Genomic DNA, 17,885 nt, shown 5'->3' on the forward strand with positions numbered 1-17,885 from the left:
AACTGACACAACAATAATTCCGACAACACGTCGGCGAACGCGCACAGCGCATGTGAAGACGACAGCGCCAGTCTAACGAGCGCTTCCGAGCAATGCCAGGGTTGTGAACCAGGGGGAATGCGCCGGATAATGACCGCGGCTCCCCTACACACTGACTGATCGGAAAACTTTCGCGCCAATGTCCAGCCTTCCCAGCACCACAGCGTTGTATACAACCTACCTGTTGCCATTTTCCGCCCGCGAGCTGTTGCATTGTTGCCAGCAGCTGCCCGGCTCCGCTCTGATCTATAGCGGCACCAGTGGTCAACAACAGGCTGCCCGACCCTGCTGGGCGGTGTTGGCTTATGCCCCCACACGAGTGCTCTCCGCCAGCAACGACCACCAATGGCGGCAACTGAAACAAGCACTCGAAGCCGACCAGATCAAGGCAGCGTCAGCCAATCCGGCTACGCCAGACAACGAAGGGTTTATCAGCGGCTGGATGGGCTATTTCTCCTACGCTGCTGGCTGCTGGACAGTCGCAGGAATCCATCCATCCGACAACCGGTCGACACAATCTCAGCCGCCACATCCGCTGGCCGAATTCCACTATTACCCTCATAGCCTGTTACTCGACTTTGCCGAAGATACCGTCACGCTCCGCAGCCCCAGGCCGTGCACCAAAACAGAGTGCAGCACCATTCTCGAACAGCTCAACCAGGCGCGCGCGCGCTGTATTACCAACAGCAATACGACCGACACTACGGACACATATCAGTGGCAACCGCAATGGGATGCCAGTGAATACCAGCAGGCATTCAATCAGGTGCAGAATTATATTGTCTCGGGCGATGTCTACCAGGTGAATCTGACCATGCCCTTCCGCTGTCATGAGGATCTGACCGCGATATCACCCGCCAAATTACTGGAACACTTCGACGCGCCTTTCTCCTGCTACTTTCGTGGTCAGTCCCTGACCCTGTTCAGCGTCAGCCCTGAGCGGTTTGTCAAAATCCACCAGCAACACATGGTCACCAGCCCGATAAAAGGCACCTCACCCCGTGGCAAGACAGCCAGCGAGGATCTGGCCAACCGCCAATGGCTGGCCGACAGCAAAAAAAATCAGGCCGAGAACCTGATGATTGTAGATCTGTTGCGTAATGACCTGGGACGTTCTGCGGTAACCGGCAGCGTTCAGGTTGAGAAGCTGTTTGATATCGAATCCCACGCCAACGTGCACCATATGGTCAGCACTATCAGAGCAGAGATAAAACCGGAAATCTCGCCTCTGGAAGCCGTGCTAAACGCCTTTCCTGGTGGCTCGATCACCGGAGCACCAAAAAAGCGCGCCATGGAAATTATCCGCGAGCTGGAACCCGATTCACGAGGGCTGTATTGCGGGTCTTTCGGCTACTTCAGCGATCAGGGGGTGGCCGATTTCAACATTCTGATTCGTTCTGTTGTAGCCACACCCTCAGGGGCGGAGTGCTGGGCAGGCGGCGGCGTGGTCAAGGACTCGACTGCCGCCGGAGAGTACGACGAGCTGTTCAGCAAGGTACAACAGCTTCTGGATACCATAAGTTAAACGGGTGAAGATGGTTAAACAGCCGAAGGCCGTATGGAGCGCAGATTAACGGGGAGGTTTTGGCAGATTACTGACCGGAGCGGTAGACAACCTGGCCGCTACCTTCTCGCGTCATAATCTGCATCACAGAATCCTGCTTACTGATCGCTGTACTTGATAACGCGGCGCCCCCGGAAGCACCAGGATCAGCTTTCACTGGCTTTACCGGTGCAGGTTGACTGACGGCTTGCTTGTCTGGCACCGTTTTTTGTACCGGCTCAGCCTTGCTGGCAACCCCTGAATCCCGTGACTTGACAGCAGACGCACCCGGATTATTCAGGTCACGATTAGGATTCCAGCGAGGTAAATCAACGGGAACCTCCTTCGGCGGAGCCGCCACTGAGGGCACAACCTTCGCTGCCGTTGCCGTATCCTTTGTTAATGTTTCCGTCACCGGCGTCTTGCGGCTGAACGTCAAACTGCTTGCCGGAGTCGGAATTATTCCTCTGCTGGTCACGGTAGAGACTGGCAATCGGCTCATACCGCTATCAGTCCGGGAACCGGCCCTTGTCACCAGCTCTCCGGAAGGGGTAGGTGCTACCTCCACGATCTCCGAGCTGGCATAACCTCGCGGCGTATTGGCTGATACCGAGGTCGTTTTCACCGCCGAAAACTGGCGATCAGATTCCAGTGCTTCGGGGGGTAAATAAGAAATCTTTGCTGCTTGCTGATGACCGATGTCCTGGCCATCAACCATCCCGAGGGATTGACTGCCCTGTAACTCCACCACTTCCTGACGCTGAACCGACTGCCGGGACTGTAGCTGCTTCATCTGTTCGGGTGGCAACAGCTTGATAACCTGGCTGGTTTCATGACGGGTTTCGCTGGCAATCGGACTGACTGCCGGCTGATACACACTACCAGCGAGAATTTCCATCAATTCATCACCCGTTACCGGATTTTCCGAACCATGCGGCTTAATCATATCAGCGGTACTGTCAGCACCGTCAGACACAGCCCCCGGGGATTGTTCAGCGAAAACACGCGGCTCAATCCCGGTGCTATCAACAGCAGAATCCTGAATACCAGGCGCGTTTGCCGCATGACTATAGACAGACGCATCTGCAGGAGTCGAATCCATCGTCGCGTCGCTTCCGGTGGCGACCCCGGATAACTCTGGAGGAGGAACCGGTAACTCAAAACTGCTTTTGCGTTTGATAACCGGCAGCGCCGTCGGCGCAGGCGAGGGATCCGCTTTTTTAGCTGCAACCGTTTTTTTTGCAGTACTTGTAACAGGTGTAGAGGTCGCAGATACCTTGACGGGTGTACTGCGAACAACCGGCGCAACCGTTGGCCGAGGACTGGCCGTTTTCTCTGTCTGAATCACCAGAACCGCTTCCTGGCCACGTTTACCTTCGAGACGATCAGCCTTGAATTTATGGCGAGCCATTGGATTTTCATCCACGACGTAGGTATTGGGCTGATCATAGGTCTGATAGTCTTCCAGATGCGTCTGGCTTTTGGAGACCGTCACCACTTCAGCCAGCACCGTCGACGCCAGAGAACAACAGACCAACAACAATAAAAATCCAGCCGCCTTCCTTGTCACATCCGCTGACAATCGCTCTGTATTCCTATTTAAAATCAGCCACTGCCGATACATATTCAAAACCCGCTTCTCACTCATCAGCAAAAGAAGAACAAATATTTACAAAAAATGTAATCGACACCTTGCTTATAATGGAAATCACCGGTACTCGCCAGAGTTTATCGCAATTATAATGCTTTCACACAATGAGATCATCGCTACAAATACCAAGCATAGACTCAATCCAGAATTCATCAAGTTTGCGCCAGACTGTTACGTGTTAGATGATTGTGCTACCAAACCACCCACTTTTCAATTATCAAAAAATGATATTCACGAATCAATACGACCACACTGCCCATTAGCGACAAATTCATCAGGCAACACCATTTGTATCTATTTAATCCTGCTTAATCCTGTACAGCTCCAGGCTCTGGCCGCCTGCTTCGCTCTACCTTCTTAGCCATGCAGTCATGGGCGGGACTGCTGAATGCCAGGCAAACACCCCTCCGCTTCAGACAATCATCTCCCGACATCGATTGACATATGGAGATCCGTATAGGGATATATAAAATTCGAATAGAATATTGGCAGTGCCGAAAAACGATCCAGCAGATCAAGCCACGACAAAATAGGCTTTTCCAGAATGACTGATGCACCGGTCATGTTATTGATAACTGCCGATATTGATCGGGCACTACCGCCAGATACGAAACGGTATATTCACCAATTGCAACAAAAGGGGAAACGGAATATCCACCATCAAATCCCGCCCCCTCTAAAATGACAATTCAGAGGCTCAGTTCGCGATTACTGGCTTTGATAAACTCTTTTTTCAACTCTTCGAAGGTGTGAACTGCAGGGAATTGTGGGAATTCATCGATCACATTCTGTGGCGCATGAAACAGGATACCCGCATCGGCTTCAGCCAGCATGGTGGTATCGTTGTAGGAATCACCCGCTGCAATCGTGCGGTAGTAGATCGTTTGCAAGGCACGAATGGATTGGCGCTTGGGATCGGCCTGGCGCAGTTTGTAATCCACTACATTACCAACGGCGTCGGTTATCAGTCGGTGGCAGAACAGCGTCGGAAAACCGAGCTGGCGCATCAGTGGCTGAGAAAATTCGTAAAAAGTGTCCGACAGGATAATTACCTGAAAACGCTCACGCAGCCAGTCAACAAACTCAGCGGCGCCTTCCAGTGGCGACAGCGTCGCAATCACGGCCTGAATATCCTGGATTTTCAGACCATGTTGTTTCAGCAAACCAAGCCGCTGCTTCATTAACACGTCGTAGTCAGGAATATCGCGAGTTGTGGCCTTCAACTCTTCAATCCCGGTTTTATTGGCAAATTCAATCCAGATTTCAGGAACCAGAACACCTTCAAGGTCCAAACATGCGATTTCCATGATATCTCCGCGATTCTAGGAAGTTTTTCAGGGTATTTTAAGGCGCCGTACTCTAGCCAGTTGGCCATCACAACACAACCCGCCAGAGCCTGAGAACCTCGACGCCGGTAGCGCTTCCCGCGCAGACTGGACACAGCATCAACCAACCCGAGACAACCCAGAAACAACCCGAGACAACCCAGAAACAAGGTTTCAGGCTCGTTTAGAACCAGAATGAAATAACAATATTCTTTATTAGTATTTTTTGACCTAAACATAGCGTGCTAGCATTTCCCTATACTTTCTATAATCAGCGGCCCAGCAAGATGACAGATTTCACGCAACTTAATGCAGAGTACGCCAGTCAACGTCCCAAAGACCTGATTCGCTACGCCCTTGAGCAGCACGATGCGATCGCCGTGTCGTTCAGCGGTGCCGAAGACGTTGTGCTGATCGACATGGCAGTCAAACTTCGTCGCGATGTTCAGATTTTCACACTCGACACCGGCCGTCTGCATCCCGAGACCTATGAATTTATCGAAACCGTACGCAAGCACTACGGCATCACAATTCAGGTGCAGACACCCGAGCAGCAGTCACTGCAGGCATTAACGACCGCAAAAGGCATGTTCAGCTTCTTTGAGGATGGCCACCAGGAATGCTGTGGCGTCCGTAAAATCCAGCCACTGAAAAACAAGCTGGCCACTCTGGATGCCTGGATTACCGGCCAGCGTCGCGATCAAAGCCCCGGCACCCGCAGCAATATCGAAATGATTGAAGTCGATGCCTCACCTGGCCAACACGGCGAATTAATCAAATACAACCCGCTGACCCACTGGACATCAGCGCAGGTGTGGGAATACATCAGGATGTTTGATGTGCCCTACAACCCGTTACACGCCAGTGGTTTTGTCAGTATTGGTTGCCAGCCTTGCACTCGTCCTGTGCTGCCAAACCAGCATGAACGTGAAGGCCGTTGGTGGTGGGAAGAAGAAACCCACAAAGAATGTGGACTGCACGGCGGCAATATCATCAGCAAAGGCTGACCGAGCCATCGCCGCCTCAGCGGAGCAAGGCCGACGCGGCGAAGGTATGATGACTGGATTCAGGCTTCCGGCAGTTTGATCGCCTTGAATACGTCTCCCACTTCACTCTTGTTACTGCATTGCGCCGCTTCATCGACCAACTGACGGGTCAGATGCGGAGCAAAACCGGAAATGAAGTCGTACATAAAACCACGCAAAAAAGTACCCTTGCGAAAGCCGATCTTGGTGACGCTGGGAGCAAACAGATGGCTGGCATCGATGGCCACCAGATCCTTGTCCAGCGTTGGATCGAGAGCCATGCTGGCAACGATGCCGACTCCCACACCCAAACGCACATAAGTCTTGATGACATCGGCATCAGCCGCAGTAAACGCCACTCGTGGTGTCAGGCCACGACTCTTGAACGCATCATCAAGCTTGGAACGCCCGGTAAAACCAAACACATAGGTCACCAGCGGATAATTGGCCACCTGTTCCAGCGATGGTCGTTTGAACTGCGCCAGCGGGTGATTGGCGGGCACCAGAATACTGCGATTCCAGCGATAACAAGGCATCATGATCAAATCACTGAACAGCTCCATACCTTCTGTGGCAATGGCGAAATCCACGGTGCCATTGGCCGCCATTTCAGCGATCTGCATCGGTGTTCCCTGATGCATATGCAGGGTAACCTCAGGGTACTGCTGCATAAAGACCCGTATCACTTCCGGTAACGCATAACGTGCCTGGGTGTGCGTTGTTGCCAGCGTCAGTGATCCCTTGGTTTCATCGCTGAATTCCTGGGCGAGCTGTTTGATGCCTTCGACCTTGCGCAGAATTTCTCCCGCAACGGCAAGGATTGCGTCCCCTGCCGGGGTAATACGGGTCAGGTGCTTGCCGCTGCGAGCAAATATCTCAACACCCAATTCATCTTCCAGCAGTCGAATCTGCTTGCTGATACCCGGTTGCGAGGTATACAACACCTGGGCCGTGGCAGAAACATTCAGATCGTGGTGAGCTACTTCCCATATGTATTTGAGCTGTTGCAGCTTCATGCTACCTCCCCCAGGTATTGAGTTATAAAAATATAATTAAATATTCTTTTTAAGTATAGAAGGTAGCCGGTTAGAGTACCAACTCACCTTCTTTCCGTTACCGGCAGTGTAGACCGCACAACATGGACATTCTGTTATATATCCTCGCCGGCGCAGGCGTCGGTTTTATTGTTGGTCTGACGGGCATCGGCGGTGGCGCACTGATGACGCCGTTGCTACTGCTGTTTGGCTTTCCAGCCCACATCGCGGTTGGCACTGACCTGATGTATGCCTCAATCACCAAGGCCTCTGGCGCAATATCCCACCACCGTCAAGGCCATGTGAACTGGAGCATTCTGCGCAAGCTGGCTGTCGGCAGTATAACCGCAGCCCTGATCACAGGTGTGGTACTGGACCAATTCTTTGACGATCCCGAGCAATACAGCCACATTCTGACCAATGTTCTGGGTGCCATGTTGCTGTTTACCGCTTGCACTATCGTATTCCGTACTACTCTCCAGCACTGGTCCAGCCGCCTGATTGGCGACAACCCGACTCGCATCGGCCACCTGACCATCGCCATGGGGGTTATTCTGGGTGTACTGGTGACGCTGTCGTCAGTAGGAGCAGGAGCTATTGGCACAGCAATCCTGATGATTCTTTACCCGGCACTGCGCTCAACCAATGTCGTTGGCACCGATATCGCCCACGCCGTTCCACTTACCCTTGCGGCAGGCCTGATACATCTTTATCTGGGTAACATTGATTTTATATTATTAGGTGCCCTGTTGATTGGCTCTCTTCCCGCAATACAGGTATCCAGTCGTCTGGCGCGACACATTCCGGAAAATATTCTGCGCAGCCTGCTTGCCAGCCTGCTGTTCGGGCTAGGCATTAAATATGTGTTGTTCTGACAGCCAATACACAGGACGGTGACTTTTTTCCTCAACCCCACAAATCGGCGGTCTGGTTGATGCCTTGCTCCCCCGGCCAGGTTACCGCCTGATGCCAGTAGTCTGCCATCAGGCGTCGGTGTACCTGCGGCACATCGTGGTTGCCGACTGTGTGCCAGAAAATATAGGGAGACTTTCCCTGCTGCTGCCATTGGGTCAACTTCTGCTGCCACTGCTGAAAATAGCGCAGATTGTCTTCATAACGAGGATGACCTATAAATCGCACGACCGGACAATCACCGGTAGCAATCGGATGTACTGGCATGGCAGGCTTTTTAGCCTGGGCGTCCAGTAACGCAGCGGCAGTGCCCTGATCAGCCATCAGCCCACGGGTATCAAACACCACCCGGTCAACCCGCCGATCCGACAGTGCTCGCAACAAACGTGGTTCATGATCCGTTTTATCGAAAAATGACCGATGGCGACATTCAACGGCAACACGGAGTGGTAATCCAGCGCTGAAGCTGCCGCCCAGCAAGAGATCCAGAGCCTCCAGCAACTGCCTGGTTCGGGAAGCATCAAACTGCCCCGGAAGCTGCAACATCAGCACACCCAGTTTATCTGGCGCATGTGCCAGTATTACATCAATAAAAGCCGCCAAATCGCGACCTGGCAACCCTTGTAATGCCGCCACCAGGTCTGGTGTATGGCTGATTGTACGGGGGAGTTTGAAGCAAAAACGAAATGTATCCGTGGTTAAATCCAGCCACTGCCTGAGACGTACCGACTCCGGCAAACCGTAAAAGGTCGTATTACCCTCCACTGACTGGAAGACCTGGCTGTATTCCGCCAATGCCGTGGTACTGGATTGATCGGCCGAGAGCAATTGCCCTTTCCATTGTGGTAAAAACCACATGGGCAATCCCATCCGCAATACGCCAGGTTCATCTACTGAATGTGCTTTTTGGGCTGCATTTGTCATAATCACTTGGATTATAACAGGGCCACCGCCAAAAATGCCTCCGGCCCCATCGCAGCTAGCCACCTTTTTCAGTAAAGCGATCTGCTCCAAATAAACAAGATTCAACCATCACCAGGATTTTTATGACAGATACTCGCGTCGAAGACTTGAACATAGAGTCGATTACCACCCTGATCACACCAGATCAGTTAAAACAGGAAATGCCCATTTCCGAAGCTGCCGTCAGCTGCGTACAGGAAGGCCGCCAGGTAATCCGTGACATTCTGGATCGCAAGGACAACCGTATTTTTGTGGTTATCGGCCCTTGCTCTATCCACGATATTGACGCTGCCAAAGACTATGCCACCCGATTGAAAGCGCTGGCCGAAAAAGTCAGCGACAGCCTGTATCTGGTGATGCGTGTCTACTTTGAAAAGCCACGCACCACCGTCGGCTGGAAGGGTCTTATCAATGACCCCTATATGAACGACAGCTTCAAGATTGAAGAAGGTCTGCATATTGCCCGCCGCCTGCTGCAGGACTTGTCCGAAATGGGCCTGCCGTTGTCGACCGAAGCGCTCGACCCGATTTCACCGCAATATCTGCAAGACCTGATTACCTGGTCTGCCATTGGTGCGCGTACCACCGAATCCCAGACTCACCGTGAAATGGCGTCAGGGTTATCCTCGTCCGTCGGTTTCAAAAACGGTACCGATGGCAGCCTCTCGGTCGCCACCAATGCACTGATGTCGGTCGCCAACCCGCACCGCTTCCTCGGTATCAACCAGCAAGGTTCGGTCGCGATTGTCACCACCCAGGGCAATCCCTACGGCCATATCGTCTTACGCGGTGGCGGTGGCAAGCCAAACTACGACTCGGTCAACGTATCTCTGGCAGAACAGGCACTGGCCAAAGCCGGACTGGCCCAGAACATCATGATTGACTGCTCCCACGAGAACTCCAGCAAGGATCCGGCATTACAGCCACTGGTGATGGAAAACGTCACCAACCAGATCCTGGAAGGCAATCAGTCCATTATTGGCCTGATGGTAGAGTCCAACATCAAGCACGGTCGCCAGAATATTCCTGCCAATCTGGATGAGCTGGAATATGGTCAATCAGTCACTGACGGCTGTATCAGCTGGGACGAAACCGAGACTGCTATACTGACCATGCATGAGAAACTGAAAAACGTGTTACCCAAGCGCAGACAGGCTAAATAAACGCCCCGTAATCACCCCCCCTGTTTTGGCGTAAAACCCAAAAAGCCCCGGAGTAACACTCCGGGGCTTTTTTTGTATCATTTGGGCCACCACAATCCGATCACCGCAATCCGATCACCAGATCAACGCGGATCACATCGAATAGGTATCACCGGCCGGAGATTCGGGTTGCTCTTGCTTGTCCCAATCCTCGTCCCAGTCGTCATCCCACTCTTCGTCATCAAAGTCGTCGAAATCATCGCCAAAACTGTCGGCGGTGACGCCATCGTTCACCAAATATTCACGTCGTTGCAAATAGAAGCTGCGTAAAAAAATGTACTTGTCACCAGTAATCAGACTTTCAGACGAAATCAGATCGGCACGCAGGTCAACCAGTTGCAGGGCAATCAATGAATAGTCATCGGTCGTCGTCGCACCGACTTCAGAACTGCCCAGGCTAGTGCTCCAGGTCAGCGCCAGACCGCCCGTGTCGCGCAAGTTGCTTGGCCCCAGAAAAGGCAACACCAGATACGGGCCGGTCCCCACACCCCAATAGCCTAACGTTTGGCCAAAGTCTTCATTGTGCTTTTTGAGGCCAATATGCGTCGCCACATCAAAAAAGCCAAAAAAGCCGACGGTAGTGTTGATCAGAAAACGGCCAGAATCCGATGCCGCCTGACCAAACTTGAGCTGGCCAATATCGTTTACAACCACCAACACATCACCAATGTTGGAGAAAAACTGGCTCACCGAGTCGTCAACATCTTGCGGTGTCACGTACTGATACGCTTGTGCCGTCGGTTTCAGCACATATTTGTCCATCACTTCGTTAAACGCAAAAACCCGACGGTTAAAGCCTTCCCACGGATCCGGATTATTATTATCGGCACTTGCAGCTTGACCCATACTGGTCGCTGTCAGCAACAGCGTCGCAAGAAGAAGTCGCATCATGATCCCCTCAGTCCATTTGGGCGGTATTAAAGCAGCTTGGTGGCAGGGAAAAAAGCAGCACTTCAGTACCGGCCTGTTCCACCAATGGCGATGGCCATAACGATCAGGCTTGGGAGCCCACCAAAACCCCCTGTTGATGCCACTGGCGAAGCATGTGCAAACCGCCTTCCAGAGCCACTGGCGAGTCTGCCAGTCCCTGAGTATCCAGCAGGGCCTTCACTATCTGCCTGCCCGTCAGTTGATCAGGATTCTGTACCAGTAGAGCCAGCAAACCCAGTGTCAACGGATTGGTTTCAACAAAGCGTACCTGTTCTTGCGCATCCCGATACACAATCAAGGCCGTTGTTTGCGGTGATGGACTCGGAGAACCGGCGGCGATCCGGTGTACCGGGTATTGATAGACAAACCCCTGACAAGCGGCTGCCGCAACCGGTATATGCTCAACCACATCCCCATCCAAGTCACAGGGAGGTGCTGCCACCGTGGCAATATCCACCGCCAGCTCCAGCCATTCGTAATGAGCCAACTCATAAAACCACACCGGATCACTTGCCTGCGGTTGGAAATCCTGTTCCAGAAAGTGCAAAAACTCTTCACTAATTTTGGCGAAATAAGGCGTTGTACAACGATGGTCGCGAAAAAAATCGCGGCTGATTTGTTCCCAACGCTGAACTCCCAGCCAAGCAGCACACACCGGAAACGTAGCGTCCAGAAACCCTTTGATATTGTTGAAAAACAACTCCCGGTAAACCGCCAGCCGAACCTCGGATAAGTGCTCTGGAGCAGGCTGCTGTCCCTGACTGCGTAAATGATTGGCAAACTGGCGCTGTATCGATTCAAAATCAGCCACATCGGTATCCACATCGGTATCCACATCAGCAATCATGATCATTTCCAGCCATCGGCAGTGATGACTGGCTGGTCACGCCAAAACGCCTGCCGTGAACGCACCATGGCGACTTCATCCAGCAGTTCGTGTAATGGCGGGAAATTAAAATCGCGTTCCAGCAGCGTCGGAATCACCCCATGGGTCTGATAAGTGGCATCGAGTAAGCCCCAGACCTCTTTCTTGACGGCCATACCATGGGTGTCAACCAGCAAATCGTCCGCCTCGGCAAAATGACCGGCGATATGCAGATAACGAATACGCTCCGTTGGCATTGCACGAATATAAGCCAGCGCATCACCGCCATGATTAACACAGTTGACGTAGATATTGTTTACGTCCAGCAACAGGTCACAATCGGCCTTTTCCAGCACCTGATTAACAAATTCCGGCTCAGACATTACCTTGCCCGGTTCCAGATAACTGGAGACATTTTCGATAATCAGTCGCTGACCGAGAATATCTTGCACCCGCATAATCCGCTCCGCGACATAATCGGCCGCCGCAGGCGTAAACGGGATGGGCATCAGGTCGTACAAATGGCCGTCATCGCTGCAATAGCTCAGGTGCTCACTGTAGGCCTTGATATTGTGTTGACGCAGAAACTGACCCACCTGCCGCACCAACGCTTCGTCCAGCGGTGCCGGGCTGCCGATTGACAGCGACAGTCCATGACATAAAAAATCGTAACGTTCCGTCAGCTCACGGAACTGGCGGCCGTAACGGCCACCAATCCCGATCCAGTTTTCCGGGGCAACTTCCATAAAATCAATCGCCGCATCCGGGCTGGCCAGCAGTTCTGGCAGCAAGCCCCGTCGCAACCCAAGACCGGCACCGGATACGGGAAATGGAAGAGTATGATCAGGCATAGCATCAGCGCCCCAGCAACAATGGTCGGTGTCGTAATGACTATTTATTCGCGCCACACTTGGCTTCACCGCACTTACCTTCGGTGGCTGATTTCATATCCGAATGCATGTCCGCAGCCATGGCGGCTTTTTTGTTATCGCCACATTTGCCTTCACCGCACTTGCCTTCGGTGGCTGATTTCATATCCGAGTGCATATCGTCGGCCATGGCGGCTTTTTTGTTGTCACCACATTTGCCTTCACCGCACTTACCTTCGGTGGCTGATTTCATATCCGAATGCATGTCGTCGGCCATGGCGGCTTTTTTGTTATCGCCACATTTGCCTTCACCGCACTTACCTTCGGCATCTTTGCCAGCCAACTGGTAACCCGCTGCCAGCTCGGTTGAAACAAACGGGTTGTCAACGGCCGCCGCAATGGGCGCTTGCGCCATCGTTGCCAGAAAAGTCGCACCTAAAACAGCAGACATGGATTTGATAGACGTTTTCATGCGTAAGTACCTTTTTATGTATGGTTGACGTGAATCGTCTGAACCCGGTCAGGATTCATTCAGTGGCCAATGATTGGCCTACTGATGACTCTGTCGTCGGTCTGCAAGGTTTCTTACAGCGTGGGAAAATATTTTTTAAAAAAACACGCGACATGCAGTGTTGTCGGACTTGAAAAGGACTCGTCATACTCTGCGTCCAACGTCTGGCTGACGGATTTTTCGTAACCGCTCCATTAATCCCATCTAAAACCCGCTCCGCCACCTGCGTATCCTGATTCTGCTTTAGGGCATCTATTTAATCAGCTCTTGATACACTTCCGCACACGACTTCAGATAACAACGGTTACACGGTATGCAACCCGGATTCTTCGACTTTGATAACCTGAACGACAAGCTGGATAAGCACAACGACCCACTCACCAAAATCAACGAACTCGTCGACTGGGCTGCCTTCAGGCCTGTGCTCAGCAAGATCCGCATGCCTCGTTCATCCAACAAGGGCCGTCCTCGTTCAGACACCCTGCTCATGTTCAAAATGATTTTCCTACGCCACTACGACAGCCTGTCGCTCAAGCAGGTTGAGTATCAAGTGTTAGACCGCTTGTCATTCCGCCGCTTCCTTGGCTTGTCGCTGGAAGATCCGGTACCCGATGCCAATACCGTCTGGAAATATGAAGAGTTACTCGTCCAGAAAAACCTCACCGATGAACTGTTTTACAGCTTGCTCTCGCAAATCGAAGCCCACGGTTATCGGCCTCAAGGCGGTCAAATTGTCGATGCTACCCTGGTTGAAGCACCCAAGCGAAAAACCGAAGAGCAGCAGCAGGAAAAAGCCCGCAAAGCACAAGAAAAGTCAGACGGAGATGACGATGACCCGACACCGCCTGCCTCTTCAGAACGCACTCCGGCCCAGCAGCGCCAGGCCAGTCGAGATGCGGCCTGGACGAAGAAGCATGGCAAGAGTTACTTCGGCTATAAAAATCACACCAGCGTCGATAAACAGCACAAACTCATTCGCAGCTACGAAGCGACTGCTGCCAATAAACACGATGGGCACCAGCTCGAAGCCCTGATCGATGGCGACAACAGCAGCGCGGATGTCTGGGCAGATAGCGCTTATCGAAGCGAAGAAAATGAAAGCATGTTGAAAGACCGGGGCTACCGCTCCCACATCCACCGCAAGAAACCCCGAGGTAAAGACATGCCTGAGCGTAGCAAGCAGGCGAATCAAAAACGCTCTCAGGTTCGGGCACGTGTCGATTATGCGGATATGAAACGCGACGGCAAAAAGTTCATGGTGCGCTGCATCGGCCAGGCCAGAGCGGAACTGAGAATCGGTTTGATGAACATGGTGTACAACGCTCGTCGCCGGAGCTTTTTATCCCGTGTGGGATAGGTGCATCTGAATGACGCGATTTGGGCTGGAAATAGTCCAAACCTCTACTGAATTGGCCGGAAATGGGCCGGATAGAGCCGCATTAAGATATTGCGAAGTCATTGATGTGAATAATGTGCTGCAACGGTGGCTTTACGCGACTAAATAGATCTCCCCTATAGACGGGTGCAGCGTGTATTTGCGTGAAGTAGCCAAGAAAGCGTTAAGCCTGAATCCCGCAGCGGTAATCTTTACCCATAATCATCCGTCCGGTATCAGTGAACCGAGCCAAGCAGATATTCGCATTACAGAACGACTAAAGGAAGCCCTCACCTTGTTTGATGTGCGCGGGTACTGGATCATCTGATTGTATCCGTAGAAGACTGTGTGAGCTTTGCAGAGAGAGGAATGCTATAGGCTTGATGAAGGCAGGATTTTCATGCCTTTTTCGGGCGCAAGGATGTCAGCTAAGCAGCTTCTTCAATTTTTGGCCAACTCTTACTTGAGTTGGCCGAGAAGACCAAAAAATTAAGATAATTCGATGCGTAACGTCTTGCCTACAGCACGAGCTGCATTATCAAGTGTATGCAGCGTAACGGAGGTGTTGGCAGGATCAAGCAGACGATCTAAAGCAGAACGGCTGGTATCCATCAACTCTGCCATTTTGGTTTTAGAGATATGCTCAACTTCCATTTTCTGGGTGATCTCCCATGCAATCACCCGCTTGATCGCCACGGTGCTTACCCCTGCGAGTTCGCCCGTTTCTTCAAGCAGATCATCAAGGGATGACCCGATAAATTGATTTTGTTTAGCCATGATCTACCTCTCTTTTACGTTTCTTTGCCAGTTCAAGATCTGGCTTAGGTGTCTTTTGCGATTTCTTAATGAATCCATGCAGCAACACCATCTTTCCACCATGAAAGCAGAACAATACCCGTGAAATACGTCCCTCATCGAGATTCGTCCTGACCTCATATAGCCCGTCTTTCATTGGACGGCATACGGGCATCCCAATCGGCCAGCCAAATTCGACTGTCTGAATATCAGCACCGATTGCCTTCCGGTCATCCTTAGATAGCCCCAATAACCAGTCCCGCACTGGCTCATTGCCACTCTCAGACCGGTAGAAGACAGCAGGTACTTTCTTTCTGCTGCCGCCAGTCATACACAAACGTACCAAAAATGGTACATTCTGCCAAGATCATTCTTGTGTCGGGTCATTCCACCCTGTCCTTACCTTGGTACACAGTTAGACGCTTTATAGTTGTGGATACCCCAATTTCCCCCTATTCTCTCATCGTTTTAGGAGAAAAAACACTTTTATGAGCGATCAGATTTTGACCTTGAAAGAGGTGGCGGAGTATTTAAAGCTGGCCGAGAAGACTGCCTATAGGGTTCATCTATTTAATCAGTTCTTGATACACTTCCACACACGACTTCGGATAACAACGGTTACACGGTATGCAGCCAGGATTCTTCGACTTTGATGACCTGAACGACAAACTGGATCAGCACAACGACCCACTCGCCAAAATCAACGAACTCGTCGACTGGGCTGCCTTCAGGCCTGTGCTCAGCAAGATCCGCATGCCTCGTTCATCCAACAAGGGCCGTCCTCGTTCAGACACCCTCCCGCTCTGTTCAAAATAATTTTCCTACGCCACTACGACAGCCTGTCGCTCAAGCAGGTTGAGTATCAAGTGTTAGACCGCTTGTCATTCCGCCGCTTCCTTGGCTTGTCGCTGGAAGATCCGATGCCCGATGCGAATACCGTCTGGAAATATAAAGAGTTACTCGTCCAGAAAAACCTCACCGATGAACTGTTTTACAGCTTGCTCTCGCAAATCGAAGCCCACGGTTATCGGCCTCAAGGCGGTCAAATTGTCGATGCTACCCTGGTTGAAGCACCCAAGCGAAAAACCGAAGAGCAGCAGCAGGAAAAAGCCCGCAAAGCACAAGAAAAGTCCGACGGAGATGACGATGACCCGACACCGCCTGCCTCTTCAGAACGCACTCCGGCCCAGCAGCGCCAGGCCAGAGCGGAACTGAGAATCGGCTTGATGAACATGGTGTACAACGCTCGCCGCTGGAGTTTTCTATCCCACGTGGGATAGGTGCGTCTGAATGACGCGATTTGGGCTGGAAATAGTCCAAATCTCTACTGAATTGGCCGGAAATGGGCCGGATAGAGCAGCATTAGGATATTCCGAAGGCATTGATGTGAATAATTTGCTGCAACGGTGGCTTTACGCGACTAAATAGATCTCCCCAATAGATTATACGGCACTGTCTCCTATAGCTATCGATCTGAATGGGGATGGGATTCAAACAAATAGCGCCTTTGAAAGCGATGTTCAGTTTGATTTAGATGGAGATGGCGTAGTTGAAAAAACGGCATGGCTGGATGCAAACGATGGATTCCTGGCCATGGACTTGAACAAGGATGGCGCTATCAATGATATAAATGAGCTATTCGCTGGACAAGAGCGAGGCGAAGGTTACGCTAAACTGCAGTTATTAGATATCAATTCAGACGGGATTATTTCTTCGGAAGATGAAGCTTATGATGATTTGCTGATTTGGCAAGATAGAAATACTAATGGCGTGACGGATGCTGGTGAGTTAACTACACTCTCTGAATCAAATATAGATAAAATCTCAGTAGATTATTTATCATGGGATCAGTACGATAATGGTAATCTAATCGGAGAACATTCGTGGGCCACAATGAACGACACCATGACCTTAGTAGGTGACGTTTATTTTATGGCTGAACTGGAGGCTGCTTAATGATAACTGGTTTGGCAAAAAATAAGATTGTTTTTATTATAAGTGGGCTGTTGGGATTAGTAGTTCCAATTGTTGATGCGGAGCAGGCTAGCGAAATTAATATTCAGGAGTTGGTCTCGGGTAATAGCTTGGTGATTATTAATCGATTCGGTTCGACGCTGACTTATTTTTATAATGACGGCTCGGCTTTTCAGTTTAACAAACAAGGGGCTTCAAGTAAGGCTATTTGGAGTGTAAAAAACGATAGTTTATGCACTACTGTGACCTCCGTACCTAAAGGTTATACTGCAAAAGAATATTGTCTTAAAATACCACAGTATCAGTTAGGTAGGTCTTGGATGGGACATGATCCGAAAAATGGAACTATTACCTATAAGTTTGTTGAGGGTCATCCGGATATTCTGAAATTGGTGGAGCAATAAATAGTGGTGATGATCATCGTGGCAAATTATCTGTCACGATGATCGATAAAATAATAGCAATGTAGTATGAAATAAGGAGTCGTCTTGAGTAAGAATTTGTGCAGCTTACATGAAAAATTTTCCGGAAATACCCTGATTGTAGTAAATAGATTCGGCCCTAGCTTGGTTCAGTTTTGGGGTGATGGTATGCCCGCTCTGTCACCCTAGTTGTCCAGTAGGCGTTTTCGTCTAAATTCTTCTCAGAGTGGGTCAAAAGGATTGCTATGCCGCGCTACTCAGACGAACGTAAGGCCGCTGTCTTGAAGAAGCTGTTGCCCCCTATGAACCGGTCGGTTGCCTCGGTCGCTACAGAGGAAGGCATTTCCGATGTGACCCTGTATAGTTGGTTGAAACTATGCCGACAAGATGGAGTTCCCGTGCCCGGAAACCAGCCGACAGCCGATACCTGGTCACCCGATGCCAAGCTGG

General features: G+C 51.2%; 20 protein-coding genes and 1 pseudogene. 11 read left to right on the plus strand and 10 right to left on the minus strand.

All coding sequences use genetic code 11. The annotated features are described in order from the left end of the window. The first annotated feature begins 178 nt into the window (after nucleotides 1-178). Complete coding sequence (locus tag WG929_RS06790; protein ID WP_416205433.1) at nucleotides 179-1,564, plus strand: anthranilate synthase component I family protein; 1,386 nt, start codon at nucleotides 179-181, stop codon at nucleotides 1,562-1,564. 67 nt (nucleotides 1,565-1,631) lie between these two features. Here the strand turns inward: WG929_RS06790 and WG929_RS06795 are convergent, their stop codons facing one another. Then, entirely contained in the window at nucleotides 1,632-3,125 is a 1,494-nt protein-coding gene (locus WG929_RS06795) for a hypothetical protein (protein WP_416205434.1), read from the minus strand. 797 nt (nucleotides 3,126-3,922) lie between these two features. Further along, the gene (gene thrH, locus WG929_RS06800; protein ID WP_369854596.1) at nucleotides 3,923-4,540 is read right to left on the minus strand and encodes a bifunctional phosphoserine phosphatase/homoserine phosphotransferase ThrH; all 618 of its coding nucleotides are present in this window, start codon (nucleotides 4,538-4,540) and stop codon (nucleotides 3,923-3,925) included. A gap of 305 nt (nucleotides 4,541-4,845) precedes the next feature. Between thrH and WG929_RS06805 the strand changes: the two genes are divergently transcribed. After that, nucleotides 4,846-5,565: a phosphoadenylyl-sulfate reductase gene (locus tag WG929_RS06805; protein WP_369854597.1), complete on the plus strand. Its 720-nt coding sequence runs from the start codon at nucleotides 4,846-4,848 to the stop codon at nucleotides 5,563-5,565. A gap of 59 nt (nucleotides 5,566-5,624) precedes the next feature. Here WG929_RS06805 and cysB read toward each other — a convergent pair whose 3' ends face one another. Further along, nucleotides 5,625-6,599 carry an HTH-type transcriptional regulator CysB gene (gene cysB / locus WG929_RS06810; RefSeq protein WP_416205435.1) on the minus strand — a complete coding sequence of 325 codons (975 nt, stop codon included), beginning with the start codon at nucleotides 6,597-6,599 and terminating at the stop codon, nucleotides 5,625-5,627. A gap of 122 nt (nucleotides 6,600-6,721) precedes the next feature. On the opposite strand from cysB, the gene WG929_RS06815 reads away from it, so the two are divergent. Further along, nucleotides 6,722-7,492: a sulfite exporter TauE/SafE family protein gene (locus WG929_RS06815; RefSeq protein ID WP_416205436.1), complete on the plus strand. Its 771-nt coding sequence runs from the start codon at nucleotides 6,722-6,724 to the stop codon at nucleotides 7,490-7,492. A gap of 31 nt (nucleotides 7,493-7,523) precedes the next feature. Here WG929_RS06815 and WG929_RS06820 read toward each other — a convergent pair whose 3' ends face one another. Beyond that, nucleotides 7,524-8,453 (minus strand): DUF72 domain-containing protein, encoded by a 930-nt coding sequence (locus WG929_RS06820; RefSeq protein WP_494517106.1) that lies wholly within the window; start codon nucleotides 8,451-8,453, stop codon nucleotides 7,524-7,526. Nucleotides 8,454-8,575: 122 nt separating this feature from the next. Here WG929_RS06820 and WG929_RS06825 point away from each other — a divergent pair, with 122 nt between their 5' ends. Then, on the plus strand, nucleotides 8,576-9,655 hold the full coding sequence (locus WG929_RS06825) for a 3-deoxy-7-phosphoheptulonate synthase (protein WP_416205438.1): 1,080 nt from the start codon (nucleotides 8,576-8,578) through the stop codon (nucleotides 9,653-9,655). A gap of 132 nt (nucleotides 9,656-9,787) precedes the next feature. Here WG929_RS06825 and WG929_RS06830 read toward each other — a convergent pair whose 3' ends face one another. The 4 genes from WG929_RS06830 to WG929_RS06845 form a co-directional block, all read right to left on the minus strand. Further along, on the minus strand, nucleotides 9,788-10,585 hold the full coding sequence (locus WG929_RS06830) for an MlaA family lipoprotein (RefSeq protein WP_416205439.1): 798 nt from the start codon (nucleotides 10,583-10,585) through the stop codon (nucleotides 9,788-9,790). 103 nt (nucleotides 10,586-10,688) lie between these two features. Beyond that, nucleotides 10,689-11,471 carry an HvfC family RiPP maturation protein gene (locus tag WG929_RS06835; RefSeq protein WP_416205440.1) on the minus strand — a complete coding sequence of 261 codons (783 nt, stop codon included), beginning with the start codon at nucleotides 11,469-11,471 and terminating at the stop codon, nucleotides 10,689-10,691. Nucleotides 11,472-11,473: 2 nt separating this feature from the next. Then, complete coding sequence (locus WG929_RS06840) at nucleotides 11,474-12,340, minus strand: HvfB family MNIO-type RiPP peptide maturase (protein ID WP_416205441.1); 867 nt, start codon at nucleotides 12,338-12,340, stop codon at nucleotides 11,474-11,476. Nucleotides 12,341-12,380: 40 nt separating this feature from the next. Then, nucleotides 12,381-12,830, minus strand: a complete 450-nt coding sequence (locus WG929_RS06845; protein ID WP_416205442.1) for an HvfA family oxazolone/thioamide-modified RiPP metallophore — start codon at nucleotides 12,828-12,830, stop codon at nucleotides 12,381-12,383. A gap of 352 nt (nucleotides 12,831-13,182) precedes the next feature. Here WG929_RS06845 and WG929_RS06850 point away from each other — a divergent pair, with 352 nt between their 5' ends. Then, nucleotides 13,183-14,226 (plus strand): IS5 family transposase, encoded by a 1,044-nt coding sequence (locus tag WG929_RS06850; RefSeq protein ID WP_416205443.1) that lies wholly within the window; start codon nucleotides 13,183-13,185, stop codon nucleotides 14,224-14,226. A 157-nt stretch (nucleotides 14,227-14,383) separates the two neighbouring features. Next, nucleotides 14,384-14,622 (plus strand): annotated as a pseudogene (locus WG929_RS06855) (JAB domain-containing protein); the annotation flags it as partial. Between the two features lie 111 nt (nucleotides 14,623-14,733). Here WG929_RS06855 and WG929_RS06860 read toward each other — a convergent pair. Continuing rightward, entirely contained in the window at nucleotides 14,734-15,021 is a 288-nt protein-coding gene (locus WG929_RS06860) for a Fis family transcriptional regulator (protein ID WP_369854607.1), read from the minus strand. Further along, a complete protein-coding gene (locus WG929_RS06865) occupies nucleotides 15,014-15,370 on the minus strand; it encodes a type II toxin-antitoxin system RelE/ParE family toxin (protein WP_416205444.1) in 357 nt (118 codons plus the stop codon). The genes WG929_RS06860 and WG929_RS06865 overlap by 8 nt, the downstream gene beginning before the upstream one ends. A 296-nt stretch (nucleotides 15,371-15,666) precedes the next feature. On the opposite strand from WG929_RS06865, the gene WG929_RS06870 reads away from it, so the two are divergent. From WG929_RS06870 to WG929_RS06890, 5 genes are all read left to right on the plus strand, one after another. Continuing rightward, nucleotides 15,667-15,855: a hypothetical protein gene (locus WG929_RS06870; RefSeq protein WP_416205445.1), complete on the plus strand. Its 189-nt coding sequence runs from the start codon at nucleotides 15,667-15,669 to the stop codon at nucleotides 15,853-15,855. Then, nucleotides 15,855-16,319, plus strand: coding sequence for a transposase (locus tag WG929_RS06875; protein ID WP_494517107.1), 465 nt, complete (start codon nucleotides 15,855-15,857; stop codon nucleotides 16,317-16,319). The genes WG929_RS06870 and WG929_RS06875 overlap by 1 nt, the downstream gene beginning before the upstream one ends. Before the next feature lie 193 nt (nucleotides 16,320-16,512). Continuing rightward, nucleotides 16,513-16,995, plus strand: a complete 483-nt coding sequence (locus WG929_RS06880; RefSeq protein WP_494517108.1) for an SPM autocatalytic domain-containing protein — start codon at nucleotides 16,513-16,515, stop codon at nucleotides 16,993-16,995. Then, nucleotides 16,995-17,417 carry a hypothetical protein gene (locus WG929_RS06885; protein WP_416205447.1) on the plus strand — a complete coding sequence of 141 codons (423 nt, stop codon included), beginning with the start codon at nucleotides 16,995-16,997 and terminating at the stop codon, nucleotides 17,415-17,417. Before WG929_RS06880 ends, WG929_RS06885 begins: the two co-directional genes overlap by 1 nt. Nucleotides 17,418-17,680: 263 nt before the next feature. Further along, nucleotides 17,681-17,885 (plus strand): transposase (locus tag WG929_RS06890; RefSeq protein ID WP_416205448.1); only part of this gene is annotated, 205 nt, incomplete at its 3' end.

This window comes from Oceanobacter antarcticus (assembly GCF_044962685.1).
GTDB classification, from domain to species: Bacteria; Pseudomonadota; Gammaproteobacteria; order Pseudomonadales; family Oceanobacteraceae; genus Oceanobacter; species Oceanobacter antarcticus.

Excerpts from the sequence above, each read along its gene's own strand:
- WG929_RS06790 (WP_416205433.1), top strand. The coding sequence starts at position 179 with ATGTCCAGCCTTCCCAGCACCACAGCGTTGTATACAACCTACCTGTTG.
- thrH (WP_369854596.1), bottom strand. The coding sequence starts at position 4,540 with ATGGAAATCGCATGTTTGGACCTTGAAGGTGTTCTGGTTCCTGAAATC.
- WG929_RS06805 (WP_369854597.1), top strand. The coding sequence starts at position 4,846 with ATGACAGATTTCACGCAACTTAATGCAGAGTACGCCAGTCAACGTCCC.
- cysB (WP_416205435.1), bottom strand. The coding sequence starts at position 6,599 with ATGAAGCTGCAACAGCTCAAATACATATGGGAAGTAGCTCACCACGAT.
- WG929_RS06815 (WP_416205436.1), top strand. The coding sequence starts at position 6,722 with ATGGACATTCTGTTATATATCCTCGCCGGCGCAGGCGTCGGTTTTATT.
- WG929_RS06820 (WP_494517106.1), bottom strand. The coding sequence starts at position 8,453 with ATGACAAATGCAGCCCAAAAAGCACATTCAGTAGATGAACCTGGCGTA.
- WG929_RS06825 (WP_416205438.1), top strand. The coding sequence starts at position 8,576 with ATGACAGATACTCGCGTCGAAGACTTGAACATAGAGTCGATTACCACC.
- WG929_RS06830 (WP_416205439.1), bottom strand. The coding sequence starts at position 10,585 with ATGATGCGACTTCTTCTTGCGACGCTGTTGCTGACAGCGACCAGTATG.
- WG929_RS06835 (WP_416205440.1), bottom strand. The coding sequence starts at position 11,471 with ATGATTGCTGATGTGGATACCGATGTGGATACCGATGTGGCTGATTTT.
- WG929_RS06840 (WP_416205441.1), bottom strand. The coding sequence starts at position 12,340 with ATGCCTGATCATACTCTTCCATTTCCCGTATCCGGTGCCGGTCTTGGG.
- WG929_RS06845 (WP_416205442.1), bottom strand. The coding sequence starts at position 12,830 with ATGAAAACGTCTATCAAATCCATGTCTGCTGTTTTAGGTGCGACTTTT.
- WG929_RS06850 (WP_416205443.1), top strand. The coding sequence starts at position 13,183 with ATGCAACCCGGATTCTTCGACTTTGATAACCTGAACGACAAGCTGGAT.
- WG929_RS06860 (WP_369854607.1), bottom strand. The coding sequence starts at position 15,021 with ATGGCTAAACAAAATCAATTTATCGGGTCATCCCTTGATGATCTGCTT.
- WG929_RS06865 (WP_416205444.1), bottom strand. The coding sequence starts at position 15,370 with ATGACTGGCGGCAGCAGAAAGAAAGTACCTGCTGTCTTCTACCGGTCT.
- WG929_RS06870 (WP_416205445.1), top strand. The coding sequence starts at position 15,667 with ATGCAGCCAGGATTCTTCGACTTTGATGACCTGAACGACAAACTGGAT.
- WG929_RS06885 (WP_416205447.1), top strand. The coding sequence starts at position 16,995 with ATGATAACTGGTTTGGCAAAAAATAAGATTGTTTTTATTATAAGTGGG.